The following is a 16,725-nucleotide window of genomic DNA, read 5'->3' as shown; positions in this document are numbered from 1 at the left end:
CAGGCTAAGGTCGTTGGCGGCCTCCTCGCCAACGATGATTATTTCGGAACACTTGAATTCAACTCATCAATCGACCAGCTGATCGTTGAACCATTCCAGCATCTGCGCGACCGCCGGCCGCTCCAGGCGCACCCGTTCACACACCAGCGCGTATTGGCCCAACGCGGTCATGCTGGAGGTAAAAGGCCGGACCAGACGGCCGCTGAGCAAGTCTTCCTGGGCGGTCAGGTTATCGCCCATGGCCACGCCCTGCCCCTGGGCCGCAGCCTCAAGCGCCAATCCGGCATGGGCGAAATACAGCTGCCGTTCGGGGCGCTGATCGCCGGCGTGGCTGGTGAGCCAGGCGGTCCAGGTCTTGCCGTCCTGATCGTCGTGGAGCAGGCAGTGACGGGCCAGATCCCTGGGAGCTTTCAACGTGCCCTGGTTGAACAGGCCGGGACTGCACACCGGAAAAAACTGCAGCGCCGGCAACGGCCGGACGAAATACGCACTGCTGTCCACCGGGCCGGTGCCGTAGGTGATGGCGAGGTCGATGTCTTCCCCCGGCGCCGTGGCATCAATCGGTTGTTCGTAAAGGTGCAAGGTGATGTGTGGATAGCGCGCATAGAAATCGGTGAGGCGGCTCATCAGCCACTTTTGCGCCAGTTCGGCGGTCACCGCCAGGCGCAACACCGCGAGGGACGAGGGGTCGCGTAATTCGTCGCAGGCATCACCGATCAATTCGAAGGCCTGCTGCAAGCTTTGCATCAAACGCCCGGCCGCCATGGTCGGACGAATCTGCCGGCCTTCGCGAATAAACAACGACACGCCCAGTTGTTCTTCCAGCTGACGAATCTGATGGCTGACGGCGCTGTCGGTCACGCACAACTCAGCGGCTGCCCGACCGAAATGGGCATGGCGCGCGGCGCATTCGAAGGTTCGCAGTGCTGCCAGGGAGGGTAGTCGTCGCATCGGGCCTGGTCCGGAAAGGGAGGTGCCCATGCTGACTTGGCTGTCGGTAGCCGTCCAGTGGCACCGCGTTATCGTTCATCGCTGGCTGGCCAGCGAAGGTGTCAGCAAGCTCACCACAGACCTTCTAGGCTGAACGAACGATTTCAGTCCTCTGGGAGAGCACCATGCAACTCGACGGTTCCTGCCATTGCGGCGCGGTGTCATTCAGCCTGACCAGCGCCCACCCCTACCCTTATCAACGCTGCTATTGCTCGATCTGCCGCAAGACCCAGGGCGGTGGCGGCTATGCGATCAACCTGGGCGGCGATGCCGCCAGCCTGAAAGTACGCGGGCGCAAGCACATCGCGATCTACCATGCGCGGCTGAAGAATGAAGGTGACAAACGCGCCCACAGCAGCACCGCCGAGCGGCATTTCTGCTCGTTGTGCGGTTCGGGCTTGTGGTTGTTCAGTCCTGAATGGCCCGAGCTGATTCACCCGTTCGCCTCGGCCATCGACACCCCGCTACCGATCCCGCCGGAACACACGCACCTGATGCTCGGCTCGAAAGCATCGTGGGTGGAGGTCGAGGCGCATGGGAAGGACCGGCAGTTCGATGTCTATCCCGAAGAGTCCATTGCGCAGTGGCATGAGCGATTGGGTCTTGGCTGCCAGGATCGCGATCCAGGCACCAGCGCGATCCCCCTGTAGGAGCGAGCCTGCTCGCGAAGCACCCAAAGACGCCGCATTAAACCTGAACGTGCGCGTAATCGTTGACGACCATCGCGAGCAGGCTCGCTCCTACAGAGGGGCGGTGTTTTGAAGGCATAAAATCGCACCCCGGAAGGTCATGCGGTTCAGGCCGCGGCCGGCACACCACTGTGGAAGCGGAACTCCACATCCGGCGACTCGATCAGCTCCTGCTCGGCGGCGCGGACCTTGTCGATGACCTGGGCGATATCCTTGGCATCTCCGTACTGATAGGCCAGTTTCAGGTAACCCTGGAAATGCCGGGCTTCACTTTTGAGCAGGCCGAAATAGAACTTGCCCAGCTCTTCGTCCAGATGCGGCACCAAGGCTTCGAAACGCTCGCAACTGCGGGCCTCGATGAACGCGCCGACCACCAGGGTATCCACCAGTTTTACAGGCTCGTGACTGCGCACCACTTTGCGCAACCCCGAGGCGTAACGCCCGGCGGACAGCTGACGCAGTCCGATCTTGCGTTTTTTCATCAGGCGCATGACCTGCTCGTGGTGCACCAGCTCTTCCCGGGCCAGGCGCGACATCATGTTGATCAGATCGACGTGGGAGTGATACTTGGCAATCAGGCTGAGCGCCGTGCTGGCAGCCTTGAATTCGCAGTTCTTATGGTCGATCAGCAGGGTTTCCTGATCGGCCAGTGCGGCTTGAACCCAACCATCGGGAGTGCGGCAGCCAAGGAATTCGTGTATTTCGGGAAGGATCATGGGGCCCACGGACAAAAGGTTCAAAACGAAGGGCGCCGATTATACCGGCCTGCCCGAAGACCACCAGTCGCTACCGTTGATATGCGTCAAGTCCCGTGCAGGCGACCAGCATCTATAGTAGTTTCACGCAGTCCTTACTTTCCGGAGATCCCGATCATGCAAGCCATTCGCAGCATTCTGGTGGTTCTTGAACCCGAGCACTCGGAAAGCCTCGCGCTCAAGCGCGCCAAATTGATTGCCGGTGTGACCCAGGCTCATTTGCACCTGCTGGTCTGCGACCGCAAGCACGACCACAGCGCCATGCTCGGTGTGCTCAAGGCGGCGCTGGTGGCGGATGGCTATAGCGTCACCACCGAACAGGCCTGGGAAAGCAGCCTGCATGAAACCATCGTCACGGTGCAGCAAGCCGAAGGCTGCGGTCTGGTCATCAAGCAGCATTACCCCGACAGCCCGCTGAAAAAGGCCCTGCTGACCCCGGAAGACTGGAAAGTGTTGCGCACCTGCCCGACTCCGGTACTGCTGGTGAAAACCGCAGGTTCCTGGAAGGACAAAGTGATTCTGGCGGCCGTCGATGTCGGCAACATCGACAGTGAGCACCGCCATCTGCACAACACCATCATCGATTACGGCTATGACATTGCCAGCATGGCCAAAGCGCACTTGCATGTCATCAGCGCCCATCCGTCGCCCATGCTGTCGTCGGCCGACCCGACCTTCCAGCTCAGCGAAACCATCGAAGCGCGCTATCGCGAACAGTGCAAGGCGTTCCAGGCGGAGTTCGACGTCGACGATGAACACCTGCACGTCGCCGAAGGCCCGGCGGACGTGCTGATCCCGTTCATGGTGCACAAGCTGCAGGCGGCTGTGACGGTGATTGGCACCGTGGCGCGCAGGGGGATTTCAGGGACGCTGATCGGCAATACGGCGGAAGTGGTGCTCGATGCGGTGGAGAGCGATGTGCTGGTGCTCAAGCCGCAGGAAGTCGAGGATCACCTGGATGAAATCGCGAGCAAGCATTAAGCCCAGCAGCGCCTGGCAGATTGCCATCGCGGGCAAGCCCGCCCCCACAAAATCGATGAAAAACCTGTGGGAGCGGGCTTGCCCGCGATGCTCTTAGCCGCCAAACGCATCGTTCAGAAACCCCGGCGCGATATAGCGCTGGTAATGCGCTTCTGAAAGCAAAAAGAATTCCCGATCAATGGCGTCCCGCAGCTCCGGCAGGTTCCAGTCGCGAAACTCCGGCAGCAGCACCATGCCGTAGGCTTCCAGGTCGTTGATCACCCGCGCGCCCCGTGCAATCAACTGATACGCCCAGCAGTATTCCGACTGATGGGGCACGAAGCGGATCTTGCGCTGCTCCAGCTGCATTCGGAGCAGCGCCGGATCAAAAATTTCCACCTTGGCCGCCATCACCTGGGACAACAACTGCTCAAGACGCAGCCATACCGCGCGCTTTTCGTCTTCGTTGTAGCCGTTCCAGTGAATCACTTCATGATGGAAACGCTTGCAGCCACGGCACACCAGATCACCGTAAACGGTGGAGCAGAGGCCGACGCAAGGGGTCTTGATGGTCTGATTGGGCATAGGGGAGAACGCGAAAAAGCAAAACAGAGCGGCATGTTAGCCCTTTGTCCGCCATTGATCACCCCTCAACGCTCTGCGCATCCGGCGCGTCAACATTCCGGGGTCGGCTCTCCACCAAAGTCCAATAGAGCCCGACTTACCTTTAAATTTTTTTTACCGTAGAATCAGCCAGCCTTTTTAGGCGCCAATGTCCGTTGGAAGCTGTTTTCAAAGCGTCACGAGCACAGTCGTTCCTTCAGAACGGTGTTGGCGAAAGGTTTTTTCCAGCGGGGAAAAACCCGACGCCAACCCTCATCAGCTCCCGTTCTGCAGGCGTAAAACTTTGAAAGCAGCTTCTGTAAGAAATTGCCGGTAATTCTGGCTAAGTGGCTCACAACGCCATGAAGCGCATGAGTACGGCAATTTCTGGATGAGCGTCCCGGACACCCATTTGGGACCACTGATGAGGGTAATACTGTGCTTGAAGCCTACCGCAAACATATCGAAGAGCGTGCAGCACTGGGTATCGTTCCCCAGCCGCTAAACGCCGAACAAACTGCAGGCCTGGTCGAGCTGCTGAAAAATCCCCCGGCTGGCGAAGAAGCTTTCCTCGTTGACCTGATCACCAATCGCGTTCCACCGGGAGTGGACGAAGCAGCCTATGTCAAGGCCGGCTTCCTGTCCGCCATCGCCAAAGGCGAAGCCAAATCCCCTCTGATCGACAAAAAACGCGCTGTTGAACTGCTCGGCACCATGCAGGGCGGCTACAACATCGTGACCCTGGTGAACCTGCTGGACGACGCCGAACTGGCACCAGTAGCGGCCGAAGAACTCAAGCACACCCTGTTGATGTTCGACGCCTTCCACGACGTCGCTGAAAAAGCCAAGAAAGGTAACGTTCACGCCAAGGGCGTACTGCAATCCTGGGCTGACGGCGAGTGGTTCGTGAAGCGCCCGGTGCTGGCCGACAAGATCAGCCTGCGCGTGTTCAAGGTTACCGGCGAGACCAACACCGACGACCTGTCCCCTGCTCCGGATGCCTGGTCCCGTCCAGACATCCCGCTGCACGCCCTGGCCATGCTGAAAATGGCTCGCGACGGCATCGTGCCTGACGCACAAGGCGTCACCGGTCCGATGAAGCAGATCGAAGAAATGCGCAACGCCGGCTTCCCGATCGCCTACGTCGGCGACGTGGTCGGTACCGGTTCTTCGCGTAAATCGGCTACCAACTCGGTACTGTGGTTCTTCGGCGACGACGTTCCTTACGTGCCGAACAAGCGCGCAGGCGGTTTCTGCTTCGGCAGCAAGATCGCTCCGATCTTCTACAACACCATGGAAGATGCCGGCGCACTGCCAATCGAGTTCGACGTCTCCAACATGAACATGGGCGACGTGATCGACCTGTACCCGCATGCTGGCAAAGTCTGCAAGCACGGTACCGACGAAGTCCTGACCACCTTCGAAATGAAGACTCCGGTCCTGTTGGACGAAGTTCGCGCCGGCGGCCGTATTCCGCTGATCATCGGCCGTGGCCTGACCGAGAAGGCTCGCGCCGAACTGGGTCTGCCACCTTCGACGCTGTTCAAGAAGCCTGAAGCACCGGCTGAAAGCACCAAGGGTTTCACCCTGGCGCAGAAAATGGTCGGCAAGGCTTGCGGCGTGACTGGCATTCGTCCAGGCACCTACTGCGAACCAAAAATGACCACCGTGGGCTCCCAGGACACCACCGGTCCAATGACCCGTGACGAACTGAAAGACCTGGCGTGCCTGGGCTTCTCGACCGATCTGGTGATGCAGTCCTTCTGCCACACCGCGGCGTACCCTAAGCCGATCGACGTGACCACCCACCACACCCTGCCTGACTTCATCATGACCCGTGGCGGCGTTTCCCTGCGTCCGGGCGACGGCATCATCCACTCGTGGCTGAACCGCATGCTGCTGCCAGACACCGTCGGTACCGGTGGCGACTCGCACACCCGTTTCCCGATCGGTATCTCGTTCCCGGCCGGTTCCGGTCTGGTTGCGTTCGCCGCAGCCACCGGCGTCATGCCGCTGGACATGCCTGAGTCGATCCTGGTTCGCTTCAAGGGCGAACTGCAACCAGGCGTCACCCTGCGTGACCTGGTTCACGCCATTCCTTACTACGCGATCCAGGCTGGCCTGCTGACCGTAGAGAAGAAAGGCAAGAAGAACGCCTTCTCCGGTCGCATCCTGGAGATCGAAGGTCTGGAAAAACTGACCGTCGAGCAAGCGTTCGAACTGTCCGACGCCTCGGCCGAACGTTCGGCTGCCGGTTGCACCATCAAGCTGTCCAAAGAGTCGATCGCCGAATACCTGCAGTCGAACATCACCCTGCTGCGCTGGATGATCGGCGAAGGCTACGGCGATGCGCGTACCCTGGAGCGTCGTGCTCAAGCGATGGAAGCCTGGCTGGCCAACCCTGAGCTGCTGGAAGCGGACAAAGACGCTGAATACGCCGAAGTCATCGAGATCGACCTGGCCGACGTCAAGGAGCCTGTGCTCTGCGCGCCGAACGACCCGGACGACGCTCGCCTGCTCTCCAGCGTTGCTGGCGAGAAAATCGACGAAGTGTTCATCGGTTCGTGCATGACCAACATCGGTCACTTCCGCGCTGCCGGCAAGTTGCTGGAACAGGTCAAAGGTCAGCTGCCTACCCGTCTGTGGCTGTCGCCGCCGACCAAGATGGACGCTCACCAACTGACCGAAGAAGGCTACTACGGCATCTACGGCAAGGCTGGCGCGCGCATGGAAATGCCGGGCTGCTCGCTGTGCATGGGTAACCAGGCACGTGTAGAGCCGAACTCGACTGTCGTGTCGACTTCGACCCGTAACTTCCCGAACCGTCTGGGTGACGGCGCAAACGTCTACCTGGCTTCGGCCGAGCTGGCGTCGGTGGCTTCCATCCTGGGTCGCCTGCCGACCGTCGAGGAGTACATGGAATACGCTGGCAAGATCGACAGCATGGCGGCTGATGTCTACCGCTACCTGTCCTTCGACCAGATCGCCGAGTTCCGCGAAGCGGCTGCGAACGCCAACATCCCGGTCGTTCAAGCCTAACGCTGCAAGGCAATGAAAAACGCCGCCCATCGTGAGATGAGCGGCGTTTTTTTATGCCCAGGCTTTTGTGGCATGCCCCTTGTGGGAGCGCGCTTGCTCCCACAGGTCATGCCTTAATCCTTGTAGGCTCGTTGCACAGCGCCATCCACGCTCAGCCCGCTGAGCATCACCCCGTTGGCCCGAACTTCGGGCAACGCCGACAATACCGTTTCCGCACTGTCCTTGAGACGCGCCAGAATCAGTCGTTTGCCTTCGTTATGCACCCGGACGAAAAACTCCTGCATCGCCTCGATGCTGGTGCCATCCAGATCAGGGGACTCTTCCAGACTGAGGATCACGGTATGGATCGGTGCCGGTGGGTGCCGGATCAAGTGCAAGGCAGCACCGAGAATCCGCTCGACATTGGCAAAAAACAACGCTTCATCCGGTCGCACGACCAGGACGCCCGGCACGGTTTCCGCCGCGGGATGACGTTGCACGTCGACAAAGTCGTGCCCGCCGTCGATCCGGCCGAGAATCTGGATATTGGCCGCCGACATTTGCTTGAGCATCAGCAGCACGCTGATCGCCACGGACACCAGCAAGCCGTCCAGCACCCCCAGCACCAACACCGCGCCCACGGCGCACATCACCAGCACACGGTCACGCCGCCAGATGAAATATCGCCCCAACGGCTGCAGGCTCAACCCGCGCGCCAATGCATGAATGACGATGGCGGCGAGGATCGGCTCCGGGGTCAAGGCGATATACGGCAGTACCGTCATGACGATGAGCAACACCACCAGCGCCGCCACGCCACCGGCCAGCCGTGACGTGGCACCCGCCGCCTCGTTGGCCGATGTCGCTGAATACCCTGCCCCCGCCGGCAGGCCATGGAACAGGCCGGACAGCAGGTTCGAGGCCCCGAGTGCCAGCATGTCGCGGTTCGAATTGACCCGGTCACCATGCTTGAGCGCGTAGGCACTGATCGAGCCGTAGGACTCCGCGTACAGGATCATCACCATGGCAAACGCCACTTCGCCCAAACGCAGCCAATCGGCAAATGGCAAGACTGGCAGGTTCGGCACTTCCAGGCTCAGGTCGATGAGTCCGATCATCTTCACCCCATACGCCGACAGGTTCAGCCACTGGCCAGCCGCGATGCCGATCACCACCACCAGCAAACCACCGGGCACCCGTGGAAACCGCGAAAACAACAGCAATAACACCAGCGCCACCGCCGCCACACCGGCTGCCGGCCAGTTCCATTGCGGCAGTTGTGCGAGTAATTGCGGGGCGAAGCGCACCAGGTTGGCGTCGATCAGATGCACACCGACCACACTGGCGACCTGTTTGAGAATGATGGTCAGCGCCAGGCCAAAGGCAAACCCGCGCAACACCGGTTTGGCAATAAAGGACGTGACACTGCCAAAGCGAAAGATCCCGGCCAGCAGAAACAGCCCGCCGGTGACCAGCACCAGCCCGGCCGCCAGGGTCGAACGCAACTGCGGATCGCCGTTGGCCAGGGTCGCCGTCGCCGCCGCCAGCACCGCCGCCGCCGACGAAGTGGCCGAGACAATGGCAAACCGGCTGGTGCCGAACAGCCCATAACAGAGCAACCCGGCAAACAGCGCGATCACCCCGGCCTGCGGCGCCAACGCAGCAATGCTCGAATAGGCGACCGCCTCGGGCAGCAACAGACCGGCAATCGACAGCCCGGCCAGAACATCCTGCCAGCGATGGGTGGATTCAACAGGGTTGGGGGCACTCGACAAGCCACTGTCTCCAGACAAGAAAACCGCTGCACGCGTGATACGTGCAGCCGCCACTGTAGCGCAAAAGCAAACGATCGCCGTCTGTGGCTAAAGGATTTGTTCCCGCTGGCCCCGTCGCAGACGCCCGATGGACTGCCCCTGCGGCGCCACTCAATCTCGGAATCGTCCTACACATCAAAGCGATTCGCCTGACTGCGCCAAGCCGTGGACCCGCGCAAAGTCCCGTGCCTTAAAAAAAACACAGGGAAATGTGAATGCTCATTGCCGGCAAACCCGTCGTTTACAAGCTCGATATCCAGGGCGTCCCCCACGACTTTCAAGTGTTTGAGTTCAAGTTCACCGAGGCGCTCAACGAGACGTATGAGGTCAAACTGGAACTGGTCAGTGAACGCCGAGACCTCGATCTCGAATCACTTTTGCACCTGCCGGCCCATCTCTCTTTCGGTCCCGACGGCAGCGGTGTTCATGGGCAGGTTTATCGCGTCGCCCAAGGCGATTCCGGCGCCCGGCTGACCCGCTATCAGATGACGCTGGTGCCGCATCTCGCCTATCTGGCGCATCGTCACAACCAGCGAATTTTTCAGCAGCAGAACGTGCCGCAAATCATCCAAAGCGTGCTGAGCGATCATGGAATGCAGCCCGACGTCTGGCGCTTCCAGGTGAGTGCCGACTACCCACCCCGCCCGTACTGCGTGCAATACAACGAGTCAGACCTGGATTTCATCCATCGGTTATGCGAGGAAGAAGGTCTGCACTTTCATTTCCAGCACAACGCCGATGGACACGTCCTGGTCTTCGGTGACGACCAGACCGTCTTCCCCCTGCCTGACGCGCCGACAGCCTACGCACAAGATAGCGGCATGGTCGCCGACGCAACGGTGATCGACCGCTTCAATGTCCGCCTGGAAACCCGCACCACCCAAGTCAGCCGCCGCAATTACCACTTCGAAAAACCCAATGTGCAACTGGAGGCCGAGGCCGCCGAGCCGCGTGTTCCCGTGCTGGAGGATTACGGCTTTCCCGGGCAGTTCACCCTTCGCGATCGTGGTGAGCACCTGAGCCAGCGCACCCTGGAGCGGCATCGCGCCGATTACCGTCAGGGCAACGGCCGCAGCGACCAGAGCCTGATGCGCAGTGGCAGCTTCGTCGAGATGAGCAAGCACCCGCGACCCGACTGCAACGGTTTATGGCTACTGACCCGCGTCGTGCACGTTGGTCGACAGCCACAAGTGCTGGAGGAGGCAGCGGCGGCCTCCGACAACGGTGATGGCTTCATTCAGGGCTACCGCAACCACTTTGTCGCGACGCCCTGGGATGTGATATTCCGCCCCGCACTGAAACACGCCAAACCGCGCATCCCCGGCAACCAGCACGCAGTGGTGACCGGCCCGCCCGGCGAAGAGATTTACTGCGATGCCTACGGCCGGGTAAAGGTCCAGATGATGTGGGACCGGGACGGTCAGCTCAATGAGCGGACCAGTTGCTGGCTGCGGGTGGCCACGGGCTGGGCCCATGATCGCTACGGCAGCGTGCAGATTCCACGGGTCGGCATGGAAGTGCTGGTGGGATTCGCCGAAGGTGATCCCGACAAACCGTTTGTCCTCGGTTGCCTGCCCAATGCCGTCACCCCGGTGCCGCTGGACCTTCCGGCGGAACAGACGCGCAGCATCCTGCGCAGCCAAAGCAGCCCCGGCGGTGGCGGTTACAACGAGCTGCGGATCGAGGACAGGAAAGGCGCCGAAGAAATCGCCATTCGCGCCCAGCGCGACTATGTCCAGCATGTGCTCAACGACCAACGCATCCAGGTCGACAACCAGCTGTCGGTGGTGGTCGGCGGCATTGCCAGCCATGAGCTGCGCAGTGATGAACATCACCTGACCCACGGCAATCGCCTGACCGAACTCAAACAGGATGATCATCTGTCGGTGCAAGGCGACCGTCATATTCGTGTCGCCAGTCAGCGACTCAGCGCCAGCCAGCATGTGCACCTCGGTGCCGGCCAGCAAGTGGTCATCGATGGTGGCGCCCATGTGACGATCAAGGCCGGCGGGCATTGGTTGACGCTGGGGCCTGAAGGCATCTTCAGCAGCGTGGCGATTGTCGAAGGTGGCGCTCCGGCGGTGGGCCTGTTGGCGGAACCCTTGGTACCGGGCGCATTGCCATTGCTGAAGGTGGCGTTCGATGCGGTTCAGCAGCGCCACGCATTGGTGTCGACCCGCGCCTCGCGCTGCCTGATCTGCGAGGCCGCCCAGGCATGAGCCTTTCGACTTCCTTGCCTGAAAATCTGCCATGGGGCGAGCAGCAGGCCTTTGTGCTGCTCGATGGCGCGACGCTGAGCGACTTGCCATCGCGGATAAAACGGCTCAACCGCGCTGCACTCACCCTGCCCCTGTACGACCAGCCACCTTTTAGCGCCTTGCGCGATGTCTCGCCATTGCTGGTGGCCGTCGAGCAACCGGACGACGCCGTGATGCAGTTTTTCATGCAACACGCCCCCATGGAGTGCGGTGTGCTGCTGTTCAGCCCGGCTCCACCCCAAGTCGTCGCCGAACATTTAAGAAAGCTGCTGACCGTAGAGCTGTCCGAAGGCCTGTCGGTACTGTTGCGACTGGCCGATGCCGCCGTGATGCGAGCCCTGTTGGCCAGCGCCGATCAAAGTCTGTTCGGCCCGATGTCCTGGGTGGTGACGGCCGACTGCGTCAACGCGGTCTGGCACAGTCATCGCCCTCGACACCCCGAATGCCCCGCGCTGCCCGCCCCCTATCGACTCAGCCCGGAACAGATCGCGGCGCTGGATCAGGTTGATCACCGGCGCACACTGCTTGAACTCGACGCACATCTGCTCAGCCATTTTCCCCAACGCCACCCCGGCGACAGTCTGGCCCAGCGCTGGGCCAGGCTTGAACAGCTGGAGGTCCAGGCCTCTGCCCTCGGGCTGCAGGGTCAATCCGAGTTGTTTTACTACGCCAATGTCGTGGCCTGGCTGGAGGGCGACGACCTCGACCGGCACCCGCACATCCGCCACTTGCTCCACACGCCCTCCCTGCAATCACCCGGCGAGCGCGTCGCGCTGGCTGCGGCCCTGGCCCATCAATGGGCGTCTGAACGAGGCCCATCATGAACCAACACCCCGCCAACCTCGCGGCCGCCGCCGCTTCGAAATCACCCATCGGCGCACCCGCTGCCTGCCCGCTGCGGCAAACCCATGTGCAACTGCTGCCGTTGCGTTACGGCCTGGTGGAAAAAACCCTCGACCCCGGCGCCGAACTGGAGATGCCCTACGCCCTCACCGCCCGCCCCCTGGGCGTCCGCCTGCTGCGCGATGGCTGGCTGTACCTGATCGACAGCCTCAGCGGCGAGCTGTACGAGTACCGGGTGCTCGACGGTGTCGTCAGCGCGCTGCTGCACAAAGGCAAAACGGTTCACGAGGATCAGCGAGCGGCCATCGAAGAACGCCCGGCGCTGATCTTTTCCCGCAAGAGCACCCTGTACGTGACCTTCGCCGAGGTGCAGTGGAGTGCCGCCAAATGCCGTCAGGTGCTGGACAGCGCCGAGGAGCGCAAGCATTTCATGCAGGTGGTCGACCTCGGGCCGGTACATTGCCAGCTGGGTGGCGAGCACTTGCTCACCGTCGCCCAGGCCCGACAATGGCTGGCGGAAGTGGCGACCGGCGCAGAACCGGCCACCGCCCCGCAAACGGGCCAGGTCGAGCTGCCCGCCGTGCAGGTCAGCGACGCCCCCGAACACGAACGCGAGCCTTATCTGTGGGAGCAACCGCGGCGTTTCCGCGCGGCACACATCGGCGAATTCCTGGGACGGGTGCGCGCGCCTTATCAGGACGACACGCTGTTTCTGCTGGTCAACGATGACCTCGGCGTGATGCGCGATCTGGCCGACTTTCAGGACACCGTGGTCGGCTGGGTCGATGACTGGAGCAACGCCGACAACAACCAGCGCGATTACCTGCTGGCCTGTTACATCGAGTCCCTGAGTCAGCTCAGCGACCAGGACATCGACAGTCTGGCCAAGGCCAACGACCAGCCGCAGGCCAAAGCCGTGTTTGCCGAACTGGAGCAGTTGCCCGAGCCGGATCGCGAGAACACCCGCAAGGCCTTGCTCGACTACCTGAACAAGGGCGGCAAGATCGAGCCGAGCGACACCGCCGCCTCCCCGGAGCTGGAGCAATTACGGGACAAGACCCTCGACCGCGCGCTGGAGCTGAACCGCTTTGACGGTGTCGCGCCGGACTTCACCGCCCACGGTCGGGCCATGGCCGACGCGGATCGACGCTACTACACCCGTCAGTACTTCGAAGCGGTCGCTCCCGAGGACTTCGTCGAGCGGCACCTGTCGGCGCTGGTCGATCTGGGCAAGGATCAGGACCTGCGCATGCGCAACGTGCTCGACGGCCCGGTGCTCAGCGGCAAGCGCGGGGTCAACGACCTGATCGACCGCCCGGCGATGGACGAGGCATTGAACCGTCATCGCGACGACCTCCGCCGCTGGAACCACCTGCTCGACCGCATCACCGCCGACCGCACGCAACTGCTGTGCGCCGGCCATTACCATCGCTCGGCCTGGTACTACGACGCACAAGTGCCGGCGCAACTCGGCCAGGCGTTCACCGCCGAATACGCCTGCCTCAAGGACCTCTGCCGCAGCGACGCGGCCGCCGAGCAATTGCTGGGCTATCTGGAGGAACACCCGGAGCTGACCCGAGCGCTGTTCTACACCTTGCCGCTGCGTTTGCAATCCGAGCAGGTCGGGCAGTATTCAACGCTGTTCAACGCCGGCATGGCGATGTTCAACAACCTGGCGGAGTGGCTGGCCAAACTGCGGAAAATCGAGCAACCGCAGCTGCCGGCCCTCGACGACCTGCCCGACCACACCCGCGCCGTCGCCGAGGCCGTGCAGCACACCTACAGCCCGGCGCTGAACCTGGGCCTGGCCCGCGTACTGGAAGGCTTCGACCTCGCGGCGGAGAAAATCCCCGACCTGGACGAACTGTTCCAGCGCCTGCCCAAGGGCCTGAAGCTGCGGCTCTTCGATGCCGCAAAAACCAGCGGTGTGACCTTCACCGTCGCCAGCCCCGCCGAACAGGCCGCCTTGCAACGGGAAATCAAGGACCTGCTCAGTGAACGCGACTACCTGAAAACCCTGAACCGCGAACGCAACCAACTGACCCGCAACAAAAACCGCCAGGGCCACAAAACCGCGCGGGCCGTGGAGTTGCAGCACGAAATCGTGCGGGTGCGGGCGCAACTGGCGCTGATCGAAGGACGGCTGGCCAAGGCATTGAGCCCGATTACGGAACTGCCGGACGAGTCGGCACGGCTGTACGGCGCAACCCCGGCGCGGGCCGGCGTGACGGTGCTGTTCCCGCCGGCGCAGCAGCAGGAGTTGCGGAGTTTGTTGGGGAATATTCGGTCAGGGCTGGGCGGAGTGTCGACGGGTAGCCTGGTGAAGACTGAAGGGATGGGGTTGGTGGTGGTGTTGGTGCAGGTGGTGAATTTGGTGGGGGCTTACAGGGAAGTTCGCAGACAAACTCGCAATGAGCGGGTATGGAAACCATTCAAAAATGCGGTAGCTGCGACGGGAGCTGCGGGGTTTACTGCCGCGCAAAGTCTTACTGATACAGCCATGAAAGCGCGTAGCACAGCACTTGTTACGGGGCTTCAGCATCATGCCTTGCAGCACATACACGTGCAGATGGGGAGGTTACATATCGGACTAGGTGCTCTCACCTATCTTTTCGGTTTCTTCTCCTCGATGGCTAGCTTCAATTCCCAACGAAAAAACTGGGAACAGGCAACTCGAAGCGGCAATCGCCCTGCACAAGGCGCCGCTGCATTAGCCACATTAGGTGCAGGCGGCATGGTCACGGCTAACGCCTATGGCATGACCAATACTGTCCACGCCACATTCAACGTATTGACTGCCCCGAACAGTGCCGCACGAAAAGCCGCCTGGGCCGCCGCCGGCACACGCCTTTCCACCGTGTTCTTCCGTTTCAATCTGGCAGGCGCACTGTTCACCGTGCTTGAACTGAGCGGCGCCTGGCTGTTCAACCGCTACAACCTCAGCGCCCACGACAAATGGCTGAAAACCACCCCCTGGAGCCGGGATGCCGAAATGCGCGGCGACCACTCACTGGATGAGTATCAAAGTTATCTAGCCTATGTGATACACGCACCCTACGCGCAACTGGGCCCGAACCCGTACGACTCCTGGCTGAAAAACCTGCTGTTCAAAGCCAAACTCAGCGATATCCATCTGGTGCTGCCAAGGGTGACATTGGAAAACCTCCTGCCTCCCTTTGGCGGCAAGCCGACCCATCGACTGGGTATCGGTGCCCACCGTATTTCCATGCCCTTGCATAGCCAGGGAGCACCACGGGAACGCAAGGAGGTAATCAGCGACGAGGTCGTGAGCAGCCTGCGCATCGTCAAATCAACCCCAGAAGGCTTGGTGCTCTGTCTTCGATATCCGGTCAATCCCGGCGCCGAGTACACACCAGCGAAAGAAACACTGGAACTGGCCGTCTGTGTTCAGACGTTGAATGCCAAAGGCGAGTGGACGTCGCGTACCTCTGTCATACATGTAGATCCTCGTGGTGAAGGCCATTTCTCGGTAGTTGCTTCACAGCTAGTCAAAGAGAAGCCACCGGTCTTGCATGTCGAAACCGAGTTTCTGGAGCAAGCCGACCATGCCGAATAATCACAACAAGCCAGCCAGCGCGCCGCAGCTTCAGCAGCCAAGAAAAGCTGGAGACATTGAACCGTTTCCAAGCGGGAAAATGACCTATCTCGCGCCGCTTCCACTACCAACACCAATGCCTCCCTACGGCCCGCATATTGGCGAGTTGAATGACGTTTACATGGATTTTGGGTTGGGTTCGCCGCAAGTGTTTTCATGGCAAATTATTTTTGGTGGGCCTTTAAATGTTCTCCTCATCATTGTTGTTCTTTTCCCGTTCCTAGGAGGCTTCTTGGGACTCTTATATGGAGATGGATGGAACGATATCAGTAGCGCCATGGTAGGGATCTTCTTAGCTTCATATGGAGAAGCCCTCATCACGTTCTTTGTCGGTCTCTTTATCGGCCTGGGAGTCTGGCACCACAACCACAAAAAACGCGCCACCCTCATCCCCACCCGCTTCAACCGCCAACGCCGCGAAGTCTGCTTCATGCCCGAAGGCGCGACCGAGCCCGTCTTCATCCCCTGGGAATCCCTCTCGGCCTGGGTCATCGAAGCCCAGGGCGCCACCCAGTACGGCATCCATCGCCAGTACGGCATGGGCATCGGTTACCAGCATGGCGAAACCCTCACCAGCCTCGAATTCCAGTGCGCGGGCCTGCCGCTGGCCATCAGCCATTGGGAAGCCATTCGCGGCTACATGGAATACGAAGTCAACGACCTTAAATCCATCCAGGACCTGCAAGACCTGCAAGGCCCCGACGACCCGCCCCACGAAGGCCTGCACACTTTCCGCAACGCCCGCGCACGTATGCACCAGCAGATCCGCGACGGTTCGCGCAGTCGAACATCGGGTTTCTTCTGGTACCTGTACCACGTCATGACCTTGTGGACGATCCCCAACCGCCTCGTCGAGTGGGAAGTGCGCCGCCTCGAAGAAATCGGCAAACAAGCCCTGCCCGACGCCATGCGCGGATGGTCGGAGCCGCTGCCGCAAGAGCAATGGGCCAAGCCGAGTGAGGAATTGCTGCGGCTGAGCGAACAGGTGCGACAGCTGCAAAAGCGCCAGCCGCGACGGCCTGTCACCGAGATTTTTGCCGAGGTACAGCGCTCGCCCTCCAACGGAAAACGTCGCGCATGAGTGGTTTTCCAGAGGTGCACAGTTGGGCTGGTGCCCACCAGAAAGAACAAGAGAGACCGTCGGTTGTGCTGGTCGAAACCGAGTTCTTGGAGAAGGCC

At 61.1% G+C, this 16,725-nt stretch carries 11 protein-coding genes; 7 read left to right on the top strand and 4 right to left on the bottom strand.

Annotation, left to right across the window (positions count from 1 at the left end; translation table 11 throughout):
- Positions 1-66: 66 nt before the first annotated feature.
- A complete protein-coding gene (locus ACX3YD_RS28720) occupies positions 67-951 on the bottom strand; it encodes a LysR substrate-binding domain-containing protein (RefSeq protein ID WP_047528263.1) in 885 nt (294 codons plus the stop codon).
- Positions 952-1,115: 164 nt separating this feature from the next.
- On the opposite strand from ACX3YD_RS28720, the gene ACX3YD_RS28715 reads away from it, so the two are divergent.
- The gene (locus ACX3YD_RS28715) at positions 1,116-1,640 is read left to right on the top strand and encodes a GFA family protein (protein ID WP_458961651.1); all 525 of its coding nucleotides are present in this window, start codon (positions 1,116-1,118) and stop codon (positions 1,638-1,640) included.
- Positions 1,641-1,786: 146 nt separating this feature from the next.
- Here ACX3YD_RS28715 and ACX3YD_RS28710 read toward each other — a convergent pair whose 3' ends face one another.
- Positions 1,787-2,395, bottom strand: coding sequence for a MiaE family protein (locus tag ACX3YD_RS28710; RefSeq protein ID WP_458961650.1), 609 nt, complete (start codon positions 2,393-2,395; stop codon positions 1,787-1,789).
- Between the two features lie 156 nt (positions 2,396-2,551).
- On the opposite strand from ACX3YD_RS28710, the gene ACX3YD_RS28705 reads away from it, so the two are divergent.
- Positions 2,552-3,415, top strand: coding sequence for a universal stress protein (locus tag ACX3YD_RS28705; protein WP_458961649.1), 864 nt, complete (start codon positions 2,552-2,554; stop codon positions 3,413-3,415).
- A 93-nt stretch (positions 3,416-3,508) separates the two neighbouring features.
- Here ACX3YD_RS28705 and ACX3YD_RS28700 read toward each other — a convergent pair whose 3' ends face one another.
- The gene (locus ACX3YD_RS28700) at positions 3,509-3,979 is read right to left on the bottom strand and encodes a DUF1289 domain-containing protein (protein WP_458961648.1); all 471 of its coding nucleotides are present in this window, start codon (positions 3,977-3,979) and stop codon (positions 3,509-3,511) included.
- 456 nt (positions 3,980-4,435) lie between these two features.
- Between ACX3YD_RS28700 and acnB the strand changes: the two genes are divergently transcribed.
- Positions 4,436-7,036, top strand: coding sequence for a bifunctional aconitate hydratase 2/2-methylisocitrate dehydratase (gene acnB, locus ACX3YD_RS28695; protein WP_103405607.1), 2,601 nt, complete (start codon positions 4,436-4,438; stop codon positions 7,034-7,036).
- A gap of 113 nt (positions 7,037-7,149) precedes the next feature.
- On the opposite strand, the gene ACX3YD_RS28690 is transcribed toward acnB, so the two are convergent.
- On the bottom strand, positions 7,150-8,790 hold the full coding sequence (locus tag ACX3YD_RS28690; RefSeq protein WP_458961647.1) for a SulP family inorganic anion transporter: 1,641 nt from the start codon (positions 8,788-8,790) through the stop codon (positions 7,150-7,152).
- Positions 8,791-9,044: 254 nt separating this feature from the next.
- On the opposite strand from ACX3YD_RS28690, the gene ACX3YD_RS28685 reads away from it, so the two are divergent.
- The 4 genes from ACX3YD_RS28685 to ACX3YD_RS28670 are packed head-to-tail and all read left to right on the top strand — an operon-like array spanning position 9,045 to position 16,627.
- Positions 9,045-11,048: a type VI secretion system Vgr family protein gene (locus ACX3YD_RS28685; RefSeq protein ID WP_458961646.1), complete on the top strand. Its 2,004-nt coding sequence runs from the start codon at positions 9,045-9,047 to the stop codon at positions 11,046-11,048.
- Positions 11,045-11,911, top strand: coding sequence for a DUF4123 domain-containing protein (locus tag ACX3YD_RS28680; protein ID WP_458961645.1), 867 nt, complete (start codon positions 11,045-11,047; stop codon positions 11,909-11,911). The genes ACX3YD_RS28685 and ACX3YD_RS28680 overlap by 4 nt, the downstream gene beginning before the upstream one ends.
- Complete coding sequence (locus tag ACX3YD_RS28675; RefSeq protein WP_458961644.1) at positions 11,908-15,507, top strand: toxin VasX; 3,600 nt, start codon at positions 11,908-11,910, stop codon at positions 15,505-15,507. Before ACX3YD_RS28680 ends, ACX3YD_RS28675 begins: the two co-directional genes overlap by 4 nt.
- Complete coding sequence (locus tag ACX3YD_RS28670) at positions 15,497-16,627, top strand: hypothetical protein (protein WP_458961643.1); 1,131 nt, start codon at positions 15,497-15,499, stop codon at positions 16,625-16,627. Before ACX3YD_RS28675 ends, ACX3YD_RS28670 begins: the two co-directional genes overlap by 11 nt.
- Positions 16,628-16,725: the final 98 nt, after the last annotated feature.

This window comes from Pseudomonas fluorescens group sp. PF-1, assembly GCF_054481335.1.
This window is presented reverse-complemented; position numbering and strand designations above follow the sequence as displayed.